A 19983-nucleotide genomic window follows, 5' to 3' on the forward strand; every position below is an offset into this window, starting at 1 on the left:
GCTCGTCAGGCTCATAACCTGAAGGTCAGAGGTTCAAATCCTCTCCCCGCAACCAAAATCCAAACAGCCCGGTCGATCTACAAAAAATCCACCGGATCAATTGCTTAACGTCTTAACACCGTCAGCCTCGTAACCCGAAGCTCAGAGGTGCAAACCCTAATCACGTAAACAGCGTCAGAATATCTAACAACAGACCATTCTAAACGCGTCAAACCCATAACACAAACGTAACGCGGTCAAATTAAGTTCCATCAGGCTCTGTCAAACGCCGGTTGAACCCCTGGTTCGGCAAAGAATATCCGCAAAAACGGAATATCCTCGGAAAAAGCCAAATCAGGTTCTCAGGGCGCTTGCTTGACGCATCTTCTCCTGCTCGCTCGGGGTCGGCGTGTGATTGAAGCAATAAGCCGTCCGACAAGCTTCCTCTCCGCCCAGTTCTTCAATCCTCGCTTTTTGATCGGCAAAACATAGTGCGTTGACAGCATCGGGATCGCAAATTTCTCGTAACCGGCGTTCACCTTCGGCAAGAGCAGCCAGTGCAAAGGCGCCATCTGATTGCAGGGCGACAAGATCCCGGAGTTCGTTCGGGTCGGTTGCAAGATCGAAAAGCTGCGGATCATGGCCGACATAATGGACATACTTCCATTGCTGCCACCGCACCATGAACGTTCCGGTGGTTGACCCGCCATCATGGTACTCGCTTAAAATGGTGCGGTCTGGATCGTCAGGCTCACGGGCCAGTTGGCGCAGGGAAACACCGGGCAAAGCGCGGCTGATTTCGTCTTGGGATACTGCTGTGGCGTCGAGCGCAGTGGCCGCCAGATCGATCAACGAGGTTCCGGTGGCCACCTTGCGCCCCTTTGGCACGCCAGGCCATGCAAGGATCATTGGGACCCCTGCGGATTGTTCGTACATCACTTGTTTGGTCCAGAAACCCTGATCACCCATCATGTCCCCGTGGTCCGAGACATAGATGACAACTGTGTCTTCGGCCTGACCGCTTGCCTCTAACGCCTTCAAAATGCGACCGACGCAATCGTCCATGAAACTGGTCAGGCCATAATAAGCAGCCTTGGCTTCGCGCATCCTTTGTTCGTCAAAGTACTTTTCGTAGTCGAAAAAGCCCGCCAAATTCCGTAACTCTCTGTGTTCTGGGCGAAAACGGTTCTCGTATCCGACGGGTAGGTCAATCCGCGCAGGATCATAAATGGTGTAAAACTCTTCCGGGCATGTCAGCGGATAGTGCGGGCTGACCAGCGAGATAAATGCGGCCCAAGGTTGATCCGGGTCCGCCGTGTTCTGCAACCACGCTTCGGCAGCTTTGGTTATCTCGCGGTCATAGTCGGTATAAGTGCTGTTCCCAATGCCGACATCTGCGGCCAACTCTGCCGCCGCATCGTAGGGTTGCGGGGTTTCGCGGAGGAGGCCAATCGTCCATCCGACGCCGCCCACAACATGCATGGGAAGGAGTTCTTCCGAGAAACCGTTGTCATCTTCGGCCGAACGAAAGTGCAGCTTGCCGATGGAAACGGTCTTCACCCCTTGATCCCGCAAATGACGCATCCAGCTTCGGATGCGGCCATCATAGGGCGATGCACTGTCCCAATACCGGGTCTTGTGAACATGATCACCGGTTGCGATCGCCGCGCGGGTTGGAACACACATGGGCGAGGGCGTGTAAGCATTGGTAAAATGCGTGCCACGCGCGGCCAAAGCGTCAAGATTGGGCGTTTTGACGATAGGGTGTCCCGCACATCCCATCGCGTCCTTTCGATGCTCGTCCGAGATGATGATCAGCATGTTCGAACGATCACGGCGCTGCGTTCTTTCTTCTTGCCGAATATGGCTGCTCATGGGGATGCCCTTTCATGCAAGGTGTCGCACAGGACGGTCGTTCCAATTGTATGTTGGGTCAAGCTTGGTCCGCATTGGCGCCAAATTTAGTCGCCCGGTTTGGGGCGTTGCACTTCCTCAAAATGCCTCCTGGTTTTCACGAGACCGCTGCAGATCGGGCCGCATTCCAGCAATCGGTAAGGATCAGCTTTCGTGTGACGGCTCCTCGATAAACTCGGCCAGCAGGCGGTTGAACGCGTCTGACCGTTCGATATTGACCAAATGACCTGTCGCCGGAAAACGATGCCATCTGACCTTGGTAAGGGTGTCCTTCAAGAATGCATTTGTTTCACCGACCAGATAATAATCGTCATCCCCGGTCACGAGCATGACAGGCGTTTTGAAAGCCTGCAGCCGAGCGCTGTCGTCAAAAAGGGAACGCCGGTTCCAATGCAGGGTAGATAACACATGCACAGCCCCTTCGGCAGACTGACCGCGCAGGTTTGCAGAATATGTCGCCCAACCATCGGGGTCGTTTTTCTGAAAGCCTTGATAGGCGGCATCATTTTCCAGCACCGCGACGGCTCCGTCTCCTCCCCGGTCTTTACGCAGCTGAATTTCGTGCCCGACCCAGGTTCTTCGATAGTTTTCCTGTTCGCCCGGATCGCGGGGTCCAGAGCTGTTACCAACCAGCGTCACGCTCAGGACGCGTTGGGGGTGGTTCAGGGAAAAGTCCAGGCTGGTGAAACTGCCCATCGAGGTTCCGACAAGATGCGCGGCGTCCAGACCCAGATGATCGAACAACGCCAAAAGATCACCGGTTGATTGCGCCTGCCCATATTGCGCGCGGTCTGAGGGGATCGCAGAGGGATGAAACCCACGCGCCGAGTAGGTGATGCAGCAAAAGGACTCCGACAGGTCCGAGACCTGCCGATACCAACTGCGGTAATCGCCGCCGAATTCGTGCACAAATACAATCGGGGCACCTGTTCCGGTTGCCTCGTAGTACAGCGCTATCCCATCAGGTGTTTGAAACTCGGGCATTCGAATGGTCCTGTCTTGGTCGGAGAGTTTTGAGTTCAGCGTGTCAAAACTGCGATGGCTGCATCGTCATATCCCAGTTCTGACAGAACTTCGTTCGTATGTTGTCCAAGGCGGGGTGCCGGGCTTTCCTGAAGGCCGCGATCTGCAATGGGGTTGCGCGCAAAACGCATATCCTTCCCTTCAGAGCTTACGGTGGAAAAGGCGGCGTATTCTTCTGCGATAGGATCGTCTGCAATCGTTTGGATGTTCTCGACCATCGAGCACGGAATGCTGTTGTCGATCAAAATCTGTATCCAATGAGATGCCGGATGCTGTTTCAGATGCGCGCCCAACACCTGATCCAGAGCGTCGCGATTGGCCAGCCGCACCTCATCGCCCTGAAAGCGCGGGTCGTCCAGCAGGTCAAGGTATCCTATGGCCTCGCAAAAACGGGGCCAGTCCTTGTCACTTCCCAGGCCAATGACGATATCCCGGTCCGCTGTCGGATAGGGTTCAAAAGGTGTCATCGACGGGTGGCGTGAGCCGATGGGTTTTGGAACGATCCCGGCATTGAGATAACGCGCAAAGGCATTTTCCAAGCAAACCCACTGACAGGCCAGCATGGAAACGTCCAAGTGACTGGTACTTTGGCTCCCTTGTGCGTCGCGCGCATACAGACGTTGCAGAATGCCGATGGTGGTGAACAGCGCAGCCGAGATGTCCCCAATCGAAAAGCCGACGCGGGTGGGGTCTCCGTCCAACTCTCCGTTAATACTCATCATGCCGCTCATTGCTTGGACCACGATGTCATAGGCCGGGCGGTGCGAAAGGCTTCCGGTTTGCCCAAAGCCGCTGATCGAGGCCGAGATCAGGCGCGGGTTGATCCGTTTCAGATCGGCGTCGCTGCATCCCAACCGGTCGCGCACACCGGGCCGCATGTTCTCGACAAACACATCTGCTGTGGCCAGCAGCTTGTGCAGGGCTTCTTTGCCCTGTTCAGTCTTCAGGTCCAGAACGACCGAGCGCTTGTTGCGGTTCAGGGACGCAAAATAGAGGCTGATGTCATTCTCGAACGGCGGAGTTGTGCGGGCAAGGTCACCAGTCGGGTTTTCCACCTTGATAACGTCGGCGCCCAGACTGGCCATTAGCCAGGTGCAGAACGGCCCGGACAAAACGGATGTCATGTCGACAATTCGGATACCTTTCATCTGGAACTCCTTCCGAGCATGGATTTCAGGGTTTTCAGATGCCCGTCGGCAGAGGCTATGGCCGGTGCACACAACGTTTGGCAGGTGTCTGTTAAAACTTCTTGCGTCACCATTCGGTCGACCAGACCCCACATGGCTGCATCCTCTGCGCTGACGGCATCGCCCCCCAACAGGATTGCTGCGCTCCGACCCGGGCCAATCAAGGCGTGCATCCTGTTTACATCGTATTGACCGGGTAAAACGTTGTTCTTGAGCACCGGGTAGGAAAACCGTGCTTCGGGCACACAAACCCGGATGTCGCAGGAAAGGGCCAGTGTCATCCCCCCGCCGATGCAAGGCCCATTAATGGCAGCCAGAGTCAGTACCGGGATGGCTCTGAGCGCTTCGGCCATTTCGTCCCAGGGGTCTGGGCCGTTCACGTCGATGGAAAGTGTGTTTAGATCCGCGCCAGCGCAGAAAACACGCCCGCATGCGCCGGTAATGATCACAGCCCGCAGCGCTGTGTCACTGCCGGCTTCAAGGAAAACGTCACGCAGAGAGACCAGCATCTGAGGTGTCAGCGAGTTGGCCTTTGCTGGCCTGTTGATCGTGACAGTCAGACAGGCACCTTCGCGTTGGGCCATGATCAGGTCATTGTCACTCATGACCGGAACTCCGGCACGCTTCGATCCAGCATACGCATCAGCGCTGGCCACTGGACGCCCCCATGTGGTCCGTTTTGCGGCGCCCCCCAGTCGTGCAAGGCATCCATTGCATCGTCTGTGATCGTGATCGGCTTGTCCGTTGAACTCAGAATATCGACCTGAATTTTGCAGGCCATCTCAAGGTAGTAGTGATAAATAAAGGCCTCTGCCGCCGTGCGTCCGACCACCAACAGCCCGTGGTTCTGCAACAGCATGGCAAAATTGCTACCAAGGTCGCGCGCCAACAGGGTACCTTCGTTCTCAACCGCTGTGGAGTCCTGATAGGGATGGCTCGACAACGTACCCAGTACAAATCCCGCGTGTTGGGACAAAGCCAACAACCCTTCGGGCATGGCCGACACGGCAACGCCAGCGCGTGTGGCTGTGGATCACGTAATTCACGTCAGGCCGAGCCGACAGAATGCCCGAATGGATGATGTGCCCGGCCAAATTGACGATCTTACCGCTGCCCGGCCCGTCATCCACGGCCTGCCCGTCGAAAGACATACGGGTCAGGTTCGAAGCCGTGATTTCGTCGAACATCAAATCGTGTGAGTTCAACAGGTAATGATCAGGGTCCTCTGGAAGACGCGCTGAAATGTGGGTCGATGTCAGGTCGGTCCAGCCATAGTAATGAGCAAGGCGGTAAAGCGCGGCCAAGTCCTGACGGATTACGTCACTCATCAAGCCTCTCCCAACGCTTCGCGGTACAAATTGTGGAAATGGCGCAGCCCGACCTCACTCATCGCACCAGAGCCGTCACCGATGACATAAGGCCCCGGTTCGAACGCGCGGCTTTGCATGCCTTTCTGGATCTTGGAGACAACAACTTCGTCTTCGGCCCCGGTTGTTTCCTTGTGCTTGTGCATCAGTTCAATCACATCTTCATCCGAAATGCCTCCGCTTGAGAACCACCGATACCGATAGATCGTCTTGTTCCATGCCACAGGCAAAAACTGACGGATCGTAAAGTACCCTCCGGGGTAACAGCACATCGACACATTGGGAAAGATCCAGTAGGCACCGTAATCACCTGCGCGTGGGCCGGCGTTCAGATCATAATCATACTGCTTTTCGTTCTTTGTCTGCGCCTTGCCATCATGCCAGATTGTCTTCCCGTGCGGGACCGTTGTGTATCCGTCCATCTCAAGAACGCCATGGGTCAGCGAGCTCGCATGCACTGTCGGGCAATGGTAGCACTCGTTGTAGTTTTCGACCGAAAGCTTCCAGTTGCTGTCATGTTCGATTTCAGTTTCGCAGACAAATTTCAGCTTTGTTGGGTCGGAATGAAAGCTGAGGATGTTGTCGCGGTATTCCTCAAGCCCGGGCCCCATAGGCTCAGCGTTTTCGTCTAGGTTCACAAAGACAAAGCCACAGAACTCCTCGACCTGAATAGTGCGCAGGTTGATCTGGTCACAGGTCAACCCATCGCTTTCCGCAGAACCCGGCGCGCGGCGCAGTCGGCCGTTAATTTCATAAGTCCACGCATGATAAGGGCAGACCAACACCCTTTTGCCCTTGCCTGACCCTTCGACCAGCGGATGACCGCGGTGGCGGCAGATATTGTAATACGCATTGATGCCACCATCCTGTGCGCGAATGACAAAGACATCCTCATCAACGATGGTGAATGTCTTGAAATCGCCCGGCTCCGCAACTTCGGACACATGACAAACGCATTGCCAGCTTCGGAAGAAGATTTTCTCTTTATCGACCTCGAACCAGTCCGGCTGAGTGTAATATTTGGCCTGCAAAGGCAAATCTCGTGGCATCTGGGGTCTCTTCTGGTGGGTTTGCCAAAGTGGTGCTGCATCGCGGGGATGTTGTTCAGCATTAGCCTGCATTGCACTGGCAGCTTTGCACAGATATAGAATCTTTATATCTGGGATAACTTAAAGTTGGTCTCATGAGGCAAAGCGGCAGTGACGTTCCACCGCTCGGGGCAGTTCGTGTCTTTTGGATTGCCGCGCGGTATGGAAACTTTAAACGCGCCGCAACTGAACTTGGTGTGACGCCCACAGCCGTGAGTTCACAGATCAAATCGCTCGAGGCTCATCTGGGCTGCCCCCTGTTTGAACGCCATGCGCAGTCGGTTGCTTTGAACGAAGCAGGGCAGCAGTTTTCCGAAGCGTGCGAGGCGGTGTTCGCGCGGCTTGACCGGGCCGTGCAGGACGCGCGCCAGACCGCTAATAGATCGTCAATAACGGTTGGCGTCGGCGCGCTGATTGGGTCGCAATGGTTGTCCCGCCGCCTGTTCAGCTTTTGGCAACGTTTCCCGGAAACAGGCCTGCATCTTCAGTATTCCCCGGGTGGTGTGGAGTTTTCGGATGGTCAGACCGATATGATGCTGGCCTGGGGGGACGGAGATTGGCCGGGATTGACGTCAGAGGCGCTGCTGCGTTTCCCAACGTCGCCCGTCATCAGCCCATCTCTGATCGCAGAGGGGGGCCATCCTACCGAACCTGCAAACTTGTTGCGCCTACCTCTGTTGCACTGGAAGGATCAAGTCGACTGGCTGGAGTGGTTCGATGCACACGGGGTGGAAACCGGCGACCACCTTCCCGGTGTGATTATAGACGATTCGAGTGTTCTGCTCCGAGCGGTGTTGTCGGGACAGGGTGTTTCCCTTGGGTTACTGCCGTTGATCGAGGCTGAATTACAATCCGGCCAGTTGATACGGCCGTTTGCCAAAGACTTTGCACCTTCCAGATCCTACCATCTTGTTTACCCATCTGACGCGATAAAACAGCCGCAACTCAGGGCATTTCGGGATTGGATTTTGCAAGAAGCAGGTCGGGGCAACCGCTAACAGATGCTGCGATTGAAAGGGGGGCCTCAGGTCAGCTTGCTGGCAAGAATGAATGCGCTGCATTCATCTGCCAAGGCTTTGAACCGAGGCCTTTCCTTCACATACAAATAGACCTGTCGCCTGTCGGGTAGATCGGACAATGTGCGAAAGGCCATGCTTTCAGGGATAATACGAGCAACTGTTTGCGGAAGGATGGTAACCCACTTGCCCGTTCCAACCATTGTTATCAGGGACTGCGTATTGTGAATGGTGACATTCGCCTCTTCAACCGCCTTAACGAACTCAGGCGTCTCGATGAGGTCGCACAAGGCGTTTCGCACAAATGAAGGTGTGACCACATCATTTACACTGGGCGGGACCGCCTTTTTGTTGAACGGATGATCAGCGGCGCAGACAAGACCGAACTGATCTTCGAAAAAGAGGTGCGCTTTAACCCCTTTAACGGGGTGAAAGCCTGACGCTATGCCAATATCAGCTTTGCCCTCGGCAAGCGCATCCAAAACCTGTCGCGTATCAGCGTCCATTAGTTCGACTTTCACGCCTGGGAAACGGTGTGTCATGTGTTCGAGCACGGACGGGAACACCAACGCGGCGACCGAAGGGACGGACGCAATTCGGATCAATCCATTGGCGGCATGAGCAGCAGCTTCGATCGACTGCACCGTTTGGTCAAACTGGCGGACTTGTTTAAGAGACAACTCAAACACTTGCTCGCCCAATGCAGATAGGTGGTTCTTACGCTCGCCAACAAACAGCTTTTTTCCCAAGTGGTCCTCAAGTTGTTTCAAAGTCATCGAGACAGCAGATTGTGTGCGCCCCAACCGGTCGGCTGCTTCCGACAAGTTGCCCGTTTGCGCGACCGTGCAAAAACAACGCAGCATTTCGATTTTTAGTGTCAAATTTCAAAATTCCTGAAGTTTGGTCAATTATATTGAATTTGACTGATATTGTGTGAGAAGTCCATTATGCCCCAACTTCTATTATTTTTGGGGCGAACCGTGACCAACCTGAACCTGATTGCTGGCGAATGGCTTGCCGGCGAAAGCGAGATCGAAAACCGCAATCCTTCAGACCTGAGCGACCTTGTTGGCCATTTCGCACAAGCCAGTGCGGATCAGCTTGACGTGACTCTGGACCAAGCGCGTGTCGCGCAAGCCGAATGGGCGGCCTACGGGCTCGAACGCAAGCAGGCGGTGCTGATGAACATCGGCAACGAGCTGATGGCCCGTGCCGAAGAACTGGGCACCTTGCTCAGCCGCGAAGAAGGTAAACCCTTTGCAGAAGGGAAGGGCGAGGTCTTTCGCGCCGGTCAGTTCTTCACATATTACGCAGCTGAATGCCTGCGTCAGATCGGTGAGAACGCAGATTCCGTACGTCCTGATATCGAGATTGACGTGCGCCGCGAGGCGGTTGGCGTGGTCGCCGTTATCAGCCCGTGGAACTTCCCGACCGCGACAGCTTCTTGGAAGATTGCCCCGGCGCTCTGCTATGGCAATGCGGTAGTCTGGAAACCGGCCAACATCACGCCTGCCTCTGCCGTGGCCCTGACCGAGATCATCAACCGTCAGGATATTCCCAAGGGCCTGTTCAGTCTTGTCATGGGCTCGGGTCGGTCCATTGGGCAACGGCTGGTGGAAAGCCCGAAGGTCAACGCCATCTCGTTCACCGGATCGGTGCCGGTGGGCAAGGGCATTGCAGCAGCGGCCATCCAGAACCTGACCAAGGTTCAGATGGAGATGGGATCGAAAAATGCGCTGGCCGTGATGGACGACGCCGATCTCGACCTAGCCGTTTCGCTGGCATTGGGCGGCGCGTTTGGAGGAACCGGTCAGAAATGTACCGCCTCATCGCGGCTGGTGGTTCATGCCGCTGTGCATGACGCGTTTGTCGAGAAACTGGTATCGGGTGCTCAGGCGATGAAAGTCGGTCACGCGCTGGAAGAGGGGACTCAGATGGGCCCTGTCGTCAGCGCGCAGCAACTGGCCGAGAACCTGGCCTATGTTGATCTGGGTAAATCCGAAGGCGCTGAACTGGCCTGCGGCGGGCAGCGTTTGGACATGCCGCATGATGGGTATTACATGAGCCCCGGCGTGTTCCTGAACACCACCAACGACATGCGCATCAACCGGGAAGAGATGTTCGCGCCGCTGACCTCGGTCATCAAGGTCGACAGCTATGATGAGGCCTTGGCCACGGTCAACGATACCAATTTCGGTCTGACCTCGGGCATCGTCACGCAAAATCTGGCCCGCGCCACACATTTCCGGCGCAATGCGCGCACCGGGGTTGTGACGGTGAACCTGCCCACAGCGGGCACGGATTATCATGTACCCTTTGGCGGGCGTGGTGACAGCTCTTATGGCCCACGTGAACAGGGCAAGGCGGCGGCCGAATTCTACACGACGGTCAAAACTGCATATATCAGCGCCGGAAAGCCGATCTGATGCGGATCGATGGGCTGCAATACGCCAACTGGTCCGAAAAGATCTTTCGGCAATTGCGCGAAGGGGGCGTGGACGCGATCCACGTCACCATCGCCTATCATGAAAATTTCCGTGAAACCGTTCTGAACTTTGAAAAGTGGAACCGCTGGTTCGAACAATACCCGGACCTGATCATGAAGGGTCAATGGGCCAGCGACATTGATACAGCACGGGAAACCGGGCGCACAGCAGTTTTCTTTGGGTTTCAGAACCCATCGCCCATCGAAGACGACATCGGCTTGGTCGAAATCGTGCATACACTGGGCGCGCGATTTATGCAGCTGACCTACAACAACCAATCGCTGTTGGCGACAGGCTGCTACGAGGCCGAAGACACCGGGATCACCCGCATGGGGCGTCAGGTGATCAAAGAGATGAACCGCGTTGGGCTTGTCGTTGACATGAGCCATTCAGCCGACCGGTCCACGATCGAGGCGGCCGAGCTGTCCGAGCGTCCGATTGCGATCACTCACGCTAACCCGTTTGATTGGGCCCCGGCCCTGCGCAACAAACGAGACGAAGTGATCCGTGCGGTGACTGAAAACGGTGGGATGTTGGGGTTTTCGGTCTATCCTCATCACCTGAAGGACAAGTCAGACTGCACTCTTGAAAGCTTCTGCCAGATGATAGCGCGGACGGCTGAGAAATACGGAGCGGAACATCTCGGGATCGGTACGGATCTGTGCCAGGATCAGCCCGACAGCGTTGTCGAATGGATGCGGGTTGGGCGTTGGTCGAAGCAGATCGACTATGGTGAGGGGTCGGCAAGTAACCCCGGATTCCCCCCGATGCCGTCTTGGTTTCAGGACAATCGGGACTTTGGAAACATCGAATCCGGGTTGCGTGCGACCGGTCTGAACGATGAAGAAGTGGCCGGTATCATGGGTGAAAACTGGTACAGGTTCTTTGCCGAGAATTTCGGTGCTCAGGGGTAGTTGAATGGACGCTCAGACGCAGACACAGATCGAAAGACGAGACCCGGCCACAGTTATGCGGCTGTCGCGGTTGGGTTCTTTGCATCAGTGTCGACTGAGTTTCATGCGGCAATTGACCCGCCGGATGGCACGGGAAAACTGGTCGTTCACACGGCCTGTCTTCGACATTGACGCCAATGGTGTTGGTCGGGCGGTCTATACCTCTCAAGGGCCGGATCGGACATATTCGCTGGTGGCCTTTGCTCATGACTTGCCGCCGGAGCAACGCTCGGATCGTGTGATTGCCGAAGCGTGGGATGCCACCTTTGCTTTGTTCGACGGCATCCCGACCGAGGCCGACATCGACCGCCTTTCCCGAAACGTACCCCTGCAAGAGGCCGGGCGGGTGAGCGAGAGCGAGCTGTCCTTGTCTCGTGCCAATCGCTCGGTCCGCCTTTGGGACCATGTTGTGAAATCCTTGGCCGCAGGCCAGCAGCCGGATGTAGAGCAGATCTATCAGGTCGGCTACCTGATGCGGACAACTGCCGTGTATGGCTCGGGTAAATTTGGCGCGGCGGATCGGGAAAAAGTTGCCGACCGGCCCGAGACGCAGGCCCCGTTTCAGGTTGAAATGCTCTCGGTCTTTCTGACCCGGGCATTTGTGCGGGATCTGGTGCAGCACATGGCGAACGTCCAAGGCGGCGATCAGGCTGCAACTTTGGACCCAGAAATTTCCCGCTGGCTGGGGATTGGTAACTCTACCGGGCTTGGCATGGCGCCGTTTATCGTCAACCACCCTGTTCTGTTCAACAACTGGATCATGGTACGGGAAGAAGCGATTGCGCGGGTTCGGTCTGTGGACGTGGCCAGCGACGCCGAGATCGCGCGGTTCCGCGATGTTTTCGAACGCAGCCGACTGTCGGTTTCGTGGTGGCGGTCTGAACACCCGATACAGGTCAAAAAGCTCGAGGCATTGAAGGCTGACCTGTTGTTGATCTCCGAGTATCTGCGCCAAGATAATTTGACCGCAGATCGACCGTGGAATCGACTGGTGGACTGGTCAGAAACCGCGTTGAGCGAGGAAGGTCAGGAGTTGCTGGCGTCGCTGATCCTGGAGCCTTATGGCGATTTGGTGGACGGGCTGGCCTCGTGCATGGCAGACACCCGTTCGCAGGCGTTTGTGATTGATGGAACCATGTCCATCGGGACAGTTCGTGATCTGATCCGGGAAACATATGCCTGGGCTTTGGATCTGGATTGGGACGTCCGCGAGAATTGCGCGCGAGCGTGGTATGTTTCTGAGGAAAAGCTGGAACCCCGCATGGGGGAACGGTTTGATGAACCCATTTCTGACTATGAACAACCTCTGGCCCCGGCGCGGGATGCAGCGGCTGCCTATGACGCGCTGGGCGGGTGGGAAGACACCAAGCCCGTGGCCGAATTTCTGTTGCGTCACCCGGAACATCGCCACACGATCCGGCGCGTACAAATGACCCCATCCGCACCCTATGGTGAAATCCGGGATAACACGATTGGGTCAAAGGTGCTGCCTATCGACATGCTGCGGGCAAAGCTGTCTTTCTTTGGAGCAACCCATTTTGACCCCCGTTCGGATCGATGGGTGCGAATCTGCATGTATTCCGGTGCGCCGTACCCGGAGGAGCTGACTTCTGAAAACGCGGATCTTTGGGTCTACCCGCAGGAACCAACATGAATTTTTCGCTCAACGAGATGGAAGCAACCGCAAAACGGGCCACCCGTGGCGCGGGCTATTCCTGGGGCCAGGCCGAGGAGGCGTCGAAGGCGGCCCGCTGGCTCTGCGCGCAGGGGCTGGATGGGGCCGGGATTTTGTCCTCGTTGTTGGAGCGGGGGCTGGCTTCGGACCCGGCGACGCATCGCCCTGGGCAGATTGATCGTCTCTGGCAGGGCGAAGAGGCGTTGTGCCCCTTGTCTGCGGGGCCTTTGTTGTCTGATGCGGCCCACTTGCTGAAAACGAGTCCAATCGAGATGCGGAACGTCGCAGTGCCCGCCTTGATGCTGCCGTTTGCGCGCCACGCCGCGAGTATATTGAACGAAGCGCTGACGATTGAGATCGACACGGTTCAGAGTGTCGTGGGCGAGGATTGGCTCATGGCCCCGGACAGTTTGCCAAAAACGGCCCACACGGTCGTGGTTTCCCGAGGCGGTGCACCGACCGCAACACGTGAACAAGAGACGCGCGCCTATCCTGACCCGCAGGATTGGGATATGCTGAACCGCTATGCCCACCGCACCTATGCCCCCGCAACCGAGGAATCCCGCCTGCTGGGTGCAGGGTCCGGGCTTTCTGACAATGATTGAAGAGACGCCAAAGTGACCGATACACAAACCCTGACCCTTGCTGAGATCGAAGACCTGTCTTTCCGCGCGCTCGTTGCGGCTGGCACATCCGACGAAAATGCCCGCCCGCTGGCGCAGGCCACAGCGGCAACCGAAGCCGATGGCGTTGCAAGTCACGGGCTCGCCTATATCCCGATCTATTGCGAGCATGTGCAATGCGGCAAGGTCGATGGTTTAGCGGTTCCCGTTCTATCACGCCCCAAACCCGGTGTCGTGGCGGTTGACGCCGCAACCGGCTTTGCGCATTCGGCCATTGACACAGGGTTCGAGGCCCTGATCCCGGCGGCCCGAGAACAGGGCGTCGCGGTGCTGGCCATAAAAAACAGCTATAACTGTGGCGTTTTGGGCTACCACACCTATCGGCTGGCCCAGGCCGGGCTGGTGGGGCTGGGGTTCACCAACGCCCCCGCTTCGATCGCGCCGTCCGGTGGGTCGAAGCCTGTGGTTGGCACCAATCCGTTTTCCATTGCCGCGCCCGGCCCCGATGGCGAACCCGCCCTGCTGATCGATCAGAGCGCCAGTACCATAGCCAAAAGCGAAGTGATGAAACATGCGCGCGAAGGCAAGCCAATCCCGGTTGGGTGGGCGTTGGATGCGGATGGCAACCCAACAACCGATCCTGAAGTTGGTCTGAAGGGCTCTATGGCACCGTCAGGTGGATATAAAGGCGTCGGCGTCGCCCTCATGGTAGAGCTCATGGCCGCAGCGCTGACGGGGGCCAGTTTGGGCATCAACGCGTCCCCGTTTTCCGGAACTGTGGGCGGCCCGCCGAAGACAGGTCAATTCTTCATTGCGATTGATCCCACGACGACGGCATCGGGTGCGTTTGAGACCGGTGTTGCCGAACTGGTCGGGGCGATCCGTGCGCAGGAGGCTGCGCATCTGCCCGGAGACGGCCGCCGTACCAAGCGCCTGTCATCTCGGCAGTCGGGGGTCGCGGTCAGTCGCGCGACGCTCGACAAGATCGCGGGTTTTCTGTGATGCGCGTTTGAACAGGTTTCAGACTGCCACAGATGAAATAATGGGTCGATTTCGTACCAGAGGTGGACCCGCAAGGCTGAGCGCCCGGGGCGAAGCAGTCACGTAACAGGACCACTCGTTGAACGCATTACCCCGGGCTGCAAGGAGCCCGACCATGGTCGGGCTGTAGCAATAGAGTCAAAGGCACTCGGCCAAGGATTTCGCAAGGTTGCGAATGACGTTAGGATAAAGATCCGCGCCTGGCTGAAGATCGGATCCAAGGGGGTCCATCACGCTGGTTTTGGCCTCGACGCCACCCATAACGCTTTCAACGATCCCCGGATCGAACTGGGGTTCTGCCAAAACGCAGTCGATACTTTCATCGCGGATACGTCCTTGAACTTCCGCAATGCGTGCTGGGCTGGGGTCGGACGCATCGCTGAGTGAGATTGCGCCAGAGGCGGGGAAGTCGAAGGCGTCTTCAAAATACTGATAGGCGTCGTGGAACACGATGAAGCTGCCGCCCCGTACAGGGTCCAGCGTTTCGGCCACTTCAGCAGACAGTGCAGCCATTTCCTCGCGCGCGGCGGCGGCGTTGGCAAAATAGGTGCCAGCATTTTCAGGGTCCGCCGCAGACAGCTGCGCCGCGATCACATTCAGCCAGGTTTCTGCGTTTGCCGGTGAAAGCCAGGCATGTGGATCATGGTCACCATGGGCGTGCCCTTCGTGGCCATGGTCGTCGTGATCATCATGGTCATCCTTGGCGTGATCTTCGTGGTCGTGATCGTCATGCCCATCGTGGTCCGCATGTTCTTCGTGATCATGGTCGTCATCTTTGGCATGATCGTCATGATCGTGCTCGTCATGTCCGTCATGTCCGTCATGATCCTCATGATCGTGCCTATCTTCTTTGGCGTGATCGTCATGGTCGTGATCGTCGTGATCCTTGTCTTCGGCGTGGTCGTCGTGGTCATCTTCGTCGCCGTGATCATGCGCTTCGAACAAAGCGTTTTCGCGGAATTCAAGAAGAACGGTACCGTCGGCCTCCAGCATGGATGCAACGGTTGCGCCTTCAGCCAGCGTATCGATCGCATTCTCCATCCATGGCGTCAGATCTTCGCCCATCCAGAACACCAGATCGGCCTCTTGCAGCGCTGCGGCCTCGGAAGGGCGAAGGTTGTATTCATGCGGCGAAGCACCTGGTGCAACGATCAGGTCCGGGGTTCCGACACCGTCCATGACGCGGGCGACCAGCGAATGGATTGGTGCAATATCAACCGCAACGTTTGGCGCGTCCGCAAGGGCTGTTCCACCCATCAATGCAGCCGTGATCGACAATGGAAGAAGCTTTCTGGACATCAGACCCTCTGTGTGATTTTATAACGTTGCGAGTGGCAATACATGATATGAAATAACATGACAAGTGATGCGCGCCCTGCGCCGGTCAAGGACTCGGCTCCGGTAGGGTTTCAGGAACATGACCATCAAACCTGCGTCGAAACAGCCTTGGCCTCGGTCGAAGCTCGATGCAGCACCGAAGGGCTGCGTCTTACACCAGTGCGCCGCAAGGTGCTTGAGATGCTGCTGCAAGAACACCGTGCGCTTGGGGCTTACGCAATTCTGGATCGGTTGCGCGCCGAAGGATTTGGTTCGCAGCCGCCCGTTGCCTATCGCGCGTTGGATTTTCTGGTGCAGAACGGATTTGTCCACAAGATCGAGCGGTTGAATGCGTTTGTGGCGTGCTCGCATCCGGGGCAGTCGCATTCTCCGGCGTTCATGATCTGTAGAAAGTGTGATGCAGTGGCCGAAGCGCAATCAGCCCCCGCCAAGGGTGTTCTGGGTGCTGCAGCGCGCGCAGCGGGTTTCGAGATCGAACGAACGGTTGTAGAAGCCGAAGGTCTCTGCCCTGACTGCACCGAAAAGGCGTAAAGATGGCCCTTATCACTGTTGAGAACCTCAGCGTGCGCTATGGCGCGCATACCGTGCTGAGTCGTGTGGACATGGCCGTCGAACCGGGTGAAATCGTCACCATCGTTGGTCCCAACGGATCGGGAAAAACCAGCTTGCTGCGTGCCATTATCGGTGCGACGCGTCCGTCTTCTGGGCAAGTGTCCCTGAAGCCAGGGTTGAAAATCGGATATGTGCCGCAGAAATTGCATGTCGACCCGACATTGCCCATTTCCGTTGAACGGTTCATGCGCCTGACCGACCGCGTGTCTCGCACGCAATGCGGTTTGGCGCTCGAAACTGCGGGCGTGCCGGATCTTTTGCACCGCCAGATGTCGCAGTTGTCCGGTGGACAGTTCCAAAGGGTGCTGCTGGCGCGGGCGTTGATCAACCGTCCGGACATTCTGTTGCTGGACGAGGCGACCCAGGGTCTGGACCAACGCGGGTCAGCCAGCTTCTATCAGCAGATTGAGGCGGTGCGCCGTGAAACCGGATGTGCCATCCTGATGATCAGCCATGAATTGCACGTGGTCATGAGCGCCTCGGACAGGGTGATATGCCTCAACGGGCATGTCTGTTGCGAAGGCTCTCCGGCGGTTGTTGCGTCGGCGCCGGAATACCGTGCGTTGTTTGGTACAGGCACCGGTGGGGCGTTGGCGCTGTATCGCCATGAGCATGACCACCATCACGATCATGAACATGATCATGACCACCCCCCTAAAGAAGCGGCGGAATAATGCTTGATGATTTTATGACCCGCGCGACGCTCGCCGGTGTTGGTGTGGCATTTGCAGCGGCCCCTCTTGGGTGTTTCGTCGTGTGGCGGCGCATGGCGTATTTCGGAGATGCAACCGCACATGCCGCAATTCTGGGTGTGGCGCTGTCTCTGACCTTTCAAATGTCAATCTTCACTGGTGCGCTGGCCGTGGCACTGATGATGGCGCTGACCGTGACCCTTTTGGCTGGTCGTGGCTATGCGATGGATACGCTTTTGGGAGTCCTGGCGCATTCTGCCCTGGCGTTTGGCTTGGTCGCCGTTTCATTCCTGTCCGGTGTACGCATTGATCTTATGGCTTACCTGTTCGGGGATATTCTGGCCGTATCGCGCTCGGACCTCATCGTGATCTGGGGCGGTGCGGCGTTGGTTGTCGCGCTGATCACCTGGCGCTGGTCGCAGCTGTTGACGGCCACTCTGAACGAAGAACTGGCTTATGCCAGTGGCTTTGATCCTAAGCGAGAGCAGTTGATCCTGACACTGTCCCTAGCTGTCACCGTGGCGGTGGCGATCAAGGTTGTGGGCGTTCTGCTGATTGCGGCCATGCTGATCATTCCGGCCGCAGCGTCCCGCAACTTGGCGCGTTCACCCGAGTCCATGGCCCTGATTGCCGCCGGGATCGGCGCGTTTTCAGCCGTTGCTGGGCTGAGAGCGGCTTATGTTTTTGACACCCCTGCGGGACCATCGATTGTCTGTGTGGCGGCAGTTTTGTTTGCCTGCCTCAGCATCCTTGGATGGAAATCCCAGGGCAGGACATAGGGCTGGGTGGCCGTTAGGCGTTTGCGAACATGTCCTTGTACTGATCACGCAGGTTGTTTTTCTGAACTTTGCCCATGGTGTTGCGGGGCAGTTCGTCCATCAGGATCAGTTCGCGGGGATGCTTAAACCGGGCCAGGCTTTTGCACACTGAGGTCTGTATCTGATCCAAATCGGGGCTCGCACCGGGCTCGGCCACGATCACGCCCAGGACGGTTTCGCCGAAGTCCGGGTGCGGCACACCGATCACCGCGCTTTCCAGCACACCGGGTTGGTCGTCCAAAACCAATTCGATCTCTTTGGGATAAATGTTGTAACCGCCCGAGATGATCAGGTCTTTGTTGCGGCCAACGATGTGAACGTATCCGTCCTCATCAACACGGCCCAGATCACCAGTGATAAAGAACCCATCGGAGCGCAGTTCCGCAGCGGTCTTCTCGGGCATTTGCCAATAGCCCTTAAAGACGTTGGGGCCGCGTACCTCTAGGGCACCGATTTCTCCTTGCGGAAGGGTGTTGCCATCGGTGTCGCAGACCTTGAGCTCTACCCCGGGCAACGGGAAGCCAACGGTTCCTGCGCGCCGTTCGCCGTCATAGGGGTTTGACGTGTTCATATTGGTTTCGGTCATGCCATAGCGTTCCAGGATACGGTGGCCGGTACGATCCTCGAACTGCACATGGGTGTCTGCCAGCAAAGGCGCCGAGCCGGACACGAACAACCGCATATGGGCCGACAGGTCCTTGGTGAAACGCGTGTCTCCCAGCAGGCGGGTGTAGAAAGTTGGAACGCCCATCATCGACGTGGCGCGCGGCATCCAGTCGATGATCTGGTCCAGATCGAATTTGGGCAGCCAGATCATGCTGCCACCTACCGCCAACATGACGTTGGTCGCCACAAACAGCCCATGTGTGTGAAAGATCGGTAAGGCGTGCAGCAGCACGTCGTCAGAAGTAAAGCGCCACTCGTCAACCAATGTCTGTGCGTTGGATAGCAAGTTGTTCTGGGACAGCATCGCGCCTTTGGATCGACCGGTGGTGCCAGAGGTATAGAGGAAGGCGGCCAAATCCTCTTCGTCCCGGTCAACGGTTTCGAAATGCGCGGGCAGCCCTGCTGTCTGATCTAAAAGAGAACCCGAGCCATCGGCGTTCAGGGTTTCGATCTGTGCGTCAAGTCGGGCTGCAATAGGCGAAAGGTTGTCTAGGGCGCCGCTGTCACAAACAACTAGCGACGCACCGCTGTTTTCGATGAAATAGGTCAGCTCGTCCGCAGTATAGGCGGTGTTGAGCGGCAGAAACACAAGGCCCGCTTGCGCGCAGGCCGCAAAAAGCGCCAGCGCCTCGGGTGATTTTTCAATCTGTGCGGCGACACGATCACCGGGTTTCAGGCCCAGCTTAACGGTCACATGGGCGATCTGAGCCGCGGTGTTCAAAAACGCCTGATAGCTGAGGGTTTTACCATCAGGCAAATACAAAAAAGTTGTGTCTTTTCCTGCGTGGATACCGAACAAACCATCGTAAAGTGGGTTGGCCATCAGGGGTACCTTTCTTGCATGCCGCGTCGCGTGTCAGATGCCATGCGGAATAGCCTAAGTGCCAATGCTTGTCATCATCACTCAGTGTGGCCAAAGCACAGGGTAGAGCGAGGCAATAAGCAGCGCGGCCATCGTCCAGTTGAAAGCAACCAGCCTGCGCGGATTTGTCAGCAGGCGTGCCATCTGCTGACCAAGGACCGTCCAGGTGCTGACCGAGGGCAGATTGACCGCGCCAAAGACAAGGGCCACCAGCAGGATCGCGTGCAACGTCTGATTGGGGGCGTATGCAGTCGTGGCCGTCAGGGCCATGGCCCAGGCCTTGGGGTTCACCCATTGAAAGGCGGCCGCTTGCAGAAATGTCATCGGGATGCCCGACGCCTCTGATCCCTTGGCTGGCGCGGCATGGGCAATCTTCCACGCCAGATACAGAAGATAGACGACTGAAACGATTTTCAACGCGGTGTGGCTGATAGGGTATCTGTCGAACACCTGCACCAACCCTGCACCAACCAGCAGCACCATGACCGTGAACCCCAGGCCAATGCCCAGCATATGCGGGATCGAGCGTCGAAAACCGAAGTTCGCGCCAGATGCCATCAGCATCAGATTGTTGGGTCCCGGCGTGATCGAGGTCACAAAGGCAAAGACGATCAGGGCCATAAGGATGTCATAGGTCATAGCG

The 19983-nt window shown here is 57.0% G+C and carries 18 protein-coding genes and 1 pseudogene; 9 read left to right on the top strand and 10 right to left on the bottom strand.

Annotated features, from left to right (window positions below):
* Positions 1–333 precede the first annotated feature (333 nt).
* The 6 genes and pseudogenes from GS630_RS19460 to GS630_RS19490 all read right to left on the bottom strand — a co-directional run bounded on the left by GS630_RS19460 (position 334) and on the right by GS630_RS19490 (position 6519).
* Complete coding sequence (locus tag GS630_RS19460) at positions 334–1854, bottom strand: sulfatase-like hydrolase/transferase (protein ID WP_171238779.1); 1521 nt, start codon at positions 1852–1854, stop codon at positions 334–336.
* Between the two features lie 183 nt (positions 1855–2037).
* Complete coding sequence (locus tag GS630_RS19465) at positions 2038–2877, bottom strand: alpha/beta fold hydrolase (RefSeq protein ID WP_171180974.1); 840 nt, start codon at positions 2875–2877, stop codon at positions 2038–2040.
* Positions 2878–2912: 35 nt separating this feature from the next.
* The gene (locus tag GS630_RS19470; RefSeq protein ID WP_171238780.1) at positions 2913–4064 is read right to left on the bottom strand and encodes a CaiB/BaiF CoA-transferase family protein; all 1152 of its coding nucleotides are present in this window, start codon (positions 4062–4064) and stop codon (positions 2913–2915) included.
* Entirely contained in the window at positions 4061–4708 is a 648-nt protein-coding gene (locus tag GS630_RS19475) for an enoyl-CoA hydratase/isomerase family protein (protein WP_171238781.1), read from the bottom strand. The genes GS630_RS19470 and GS630_RS19475 overlap by 4 nt, the downstream gene beginning before the upstream one ends.
* Positions 4705–5431 (bottom strand): annotated as a pseudogene (locus GS630_RS22680) (class II aldolase/adducin family protein). Before GS630_RS22680 ends, GS630_RS19475 begins: the two are co-directional and overlap by 4 nt.
* On the bottom strand, positions 5431–6519 hold the full coding sequence (locus tag GS630_RS19490) for an aromatic ring-hydroxylating dioxygenase subunit alpha (RefSeq protein WP_171180970.1): 1089 nt from the start codon (positions 6517–6519) through the stop codon (positions 5431–5433). Before GS630_RS19490 ends, GS630_RS22680 begins: the two are co-directional and overlap by 1 nt.
* 134 nt (positions 6520–6653) lie before the next feature.
* On the opposite strand from GS630_RS19490, the gene GS630_RS19495 reads away from it, so the two are divergent.
* Positions 6654–7556 (top strand): LysR substrate-binding domain-containing protein, encoded by a 903-nt coding sequence (locus GS630_RS19495; RefSeq protein WP_171621324.1) that lies wholly within the window; start codon positions 6654–6656, stop codon positions 7554–7556.
* Positions 7557–7582: 26 nt separating this feature from the next.
* On the opposite strand, the gene GS630_RS19500 is transcribed toward GS630_RS19495, so the two are convergent.
* Positions 7583–8455, bottom strand: a complete 873-nt coding sequence (locus GS630_RS19500) for a LysR family transcriptional regulator (RefSeq protein WP_171180966.1) — start codon at positions 8453–8455, stop codon at positions 7583–7585.
* A gap of 66 nt (positions 8456–8521) precedes the next feature.
* Between GS630_RS19500 and GS630_RS19505 the strand changes: the two genes are divergently transcribed.
* Genes GS630_RS19505 through GS630_RS19525 form a run of 5 tightly spaced genes read left to right on the top strand, consistent with a single transcriptional unit; the run spans position 8522 to position 14313 of the window.
* Positions 8522–10000, top strand: coding sequence for an aldehyde dehydrogenase family protein (locus GS630_RS19505; RefSeq protein ID WP_171621325.1), 1479 nt, complete (start codon positions 8522–8524; stop codon positions 9998–10000).
* Entirely contained in the window at positions 10000–10974 is a 975-nt protein-coding gene (locus GS630_RS19510) for a membrane dipeptidase (protein WP_253285950.1), read from the top strand. Before GS630_RS19505 ends, GS630_RS19510 begins: the two co-directional genes overlap by 1 nt.
* Before the next feature lie 4 nt (positions 10975–10978).
* Positions 10979–12667, top strand: coding sequence for a hypothetical protein (locus tag GS630_RS19515; RefSeq protein ID WP_171621326.1), 1689 nt, complete (start codon positions 10979–10981; stop codon positions 12665–12667).
* Entirely contained in the window at positions 12664–13293 is a 630-nt protein-coding gene (locus GS630_RS19520; protein ID WP_171621327.1) for a DUF3726 domain-containing protein, read from the top strand. The genes GS630_RS19515 and GS630_RS19520 overlap by 4 nt, the downstream gene beginning before the upstream one ends.
* Positions 13294–13305: 12 nt before the next feature.
* The gene (locus tag GS630_RS19525) at positions 13306–14313 is read left to right on the top strand and encodes an Ldh family oxidoreductase (protein ID WP_171621328.1); all 1008 of its coding nucleotides are present in this window, start codon (positions 13306–13308) and stop codon (positions 14311–14313) included.
* Positions 14314–14490: 177 nt separating this feature from the next.
* Here the strand turns inward: GS630_RS19525 and GS630_RS19530 are convergent, their stop codons facing one another.
* The gene (locus tag GS630_RS19530; RefSeq protein WP_171712203.1) at positions 14491–15651 is read right to left on the bottom strand and encodes a zinc ABC transporter substrate-binding protein; all 1161 of its coding nucleotides are present in this window, start codon (positions 15649–15651) and stop codon (positions 14491–14493) included.
* A gap of 57 nt (positions 15652–15708) precedes the next feature.
* Between GS630_RS19530 and GS630_RS19535 the strand changes: the two genes are divergently transcribed.
* The 3 genes from GS630_RS19535 to GS630_RS19545 are packed head-to-tail and all read left to right on the top strand — an operon-like array spanning position 15709 to position 17773.
* Positions 15709–16221 carry a Fur family transcriptional regulator gene (locus GS630_RS19535; RefSeq protein ID WP_171236215.1) on the top strand — a complete coding sequence of 171 codons (513 nt, stop codon included), beginning with the start codon at positions 15709–15711 and terminating at the stop codon, positions 16219–16221.
* Positions 16222–16223: 2 nt separating this feature from the next.
* On the top strand, positions 16224–16976 hold the full coding sequence (locus GS630_RS19540) for a metal ABC transporter ATP-binding protein (RefSeq protein ID WP_171180946.1): 753 nt from the start codon (positions 16224–16226) through the stop codon (positions 16974–16976).
* The gene (locus tag GS630_RS19545; protein WP_171621330.1) at positions 16976–17773 is read left to right on the top strand and encodes an iron chelate uptake ABC transporter family permease subunit; all 798 of its coding nucleotides are present in this window, start codon (positions 16976–16978) and stop codon (positions 17771–17773) included. The genes GS630_RS19540 and GS630_RS19545 overlap by 1 nt, the downstream gene beginning before the upstream one ends.
* Before the next feature lie 13 nt (positions 17774–17786).
* On the opposite strand, the gene GS630_RS19550 is transcribed toward GS630_RS19545, so the two are convergent.
* Together GS630_RS19550 and GS630_RS19555 are read right to left on the bottom strand one after the other, a co-directional pair.
* Positions 17787–19301, bottom strand: coding sequence for a malonyl-CoA synthase (locus tag GS630_RS19550; protein WP_171621331.1), 1515 nt, complete (start codon positions 19299–19301; stop codon positions 17787–17789).
* A gap of 81 nt (positions 19302–19382) precedes the next feature.
* Positions 19383–19979, bottom strand: coding sequence for a LysE family translocator (locus GS630_RS19555; protein WP_171180940.1), 597 nt, complete (start codon positions 19977–19979; stop codon positions 19383–19385).
* Positions 19980–19983 lie beyond the last annotated feature (4 nt).

Origin of the sequence: Ruegeria sp. HKCCD7303 (genome assembly GCF_013111185.1) — a bacterium.
Taxonomy (GTDB): domain Bacteria; phylum Pseudomonadota; class Alphaproteobacteria; order Rhodobacterales; family Rhodobacteraceae; genus Ruegeria.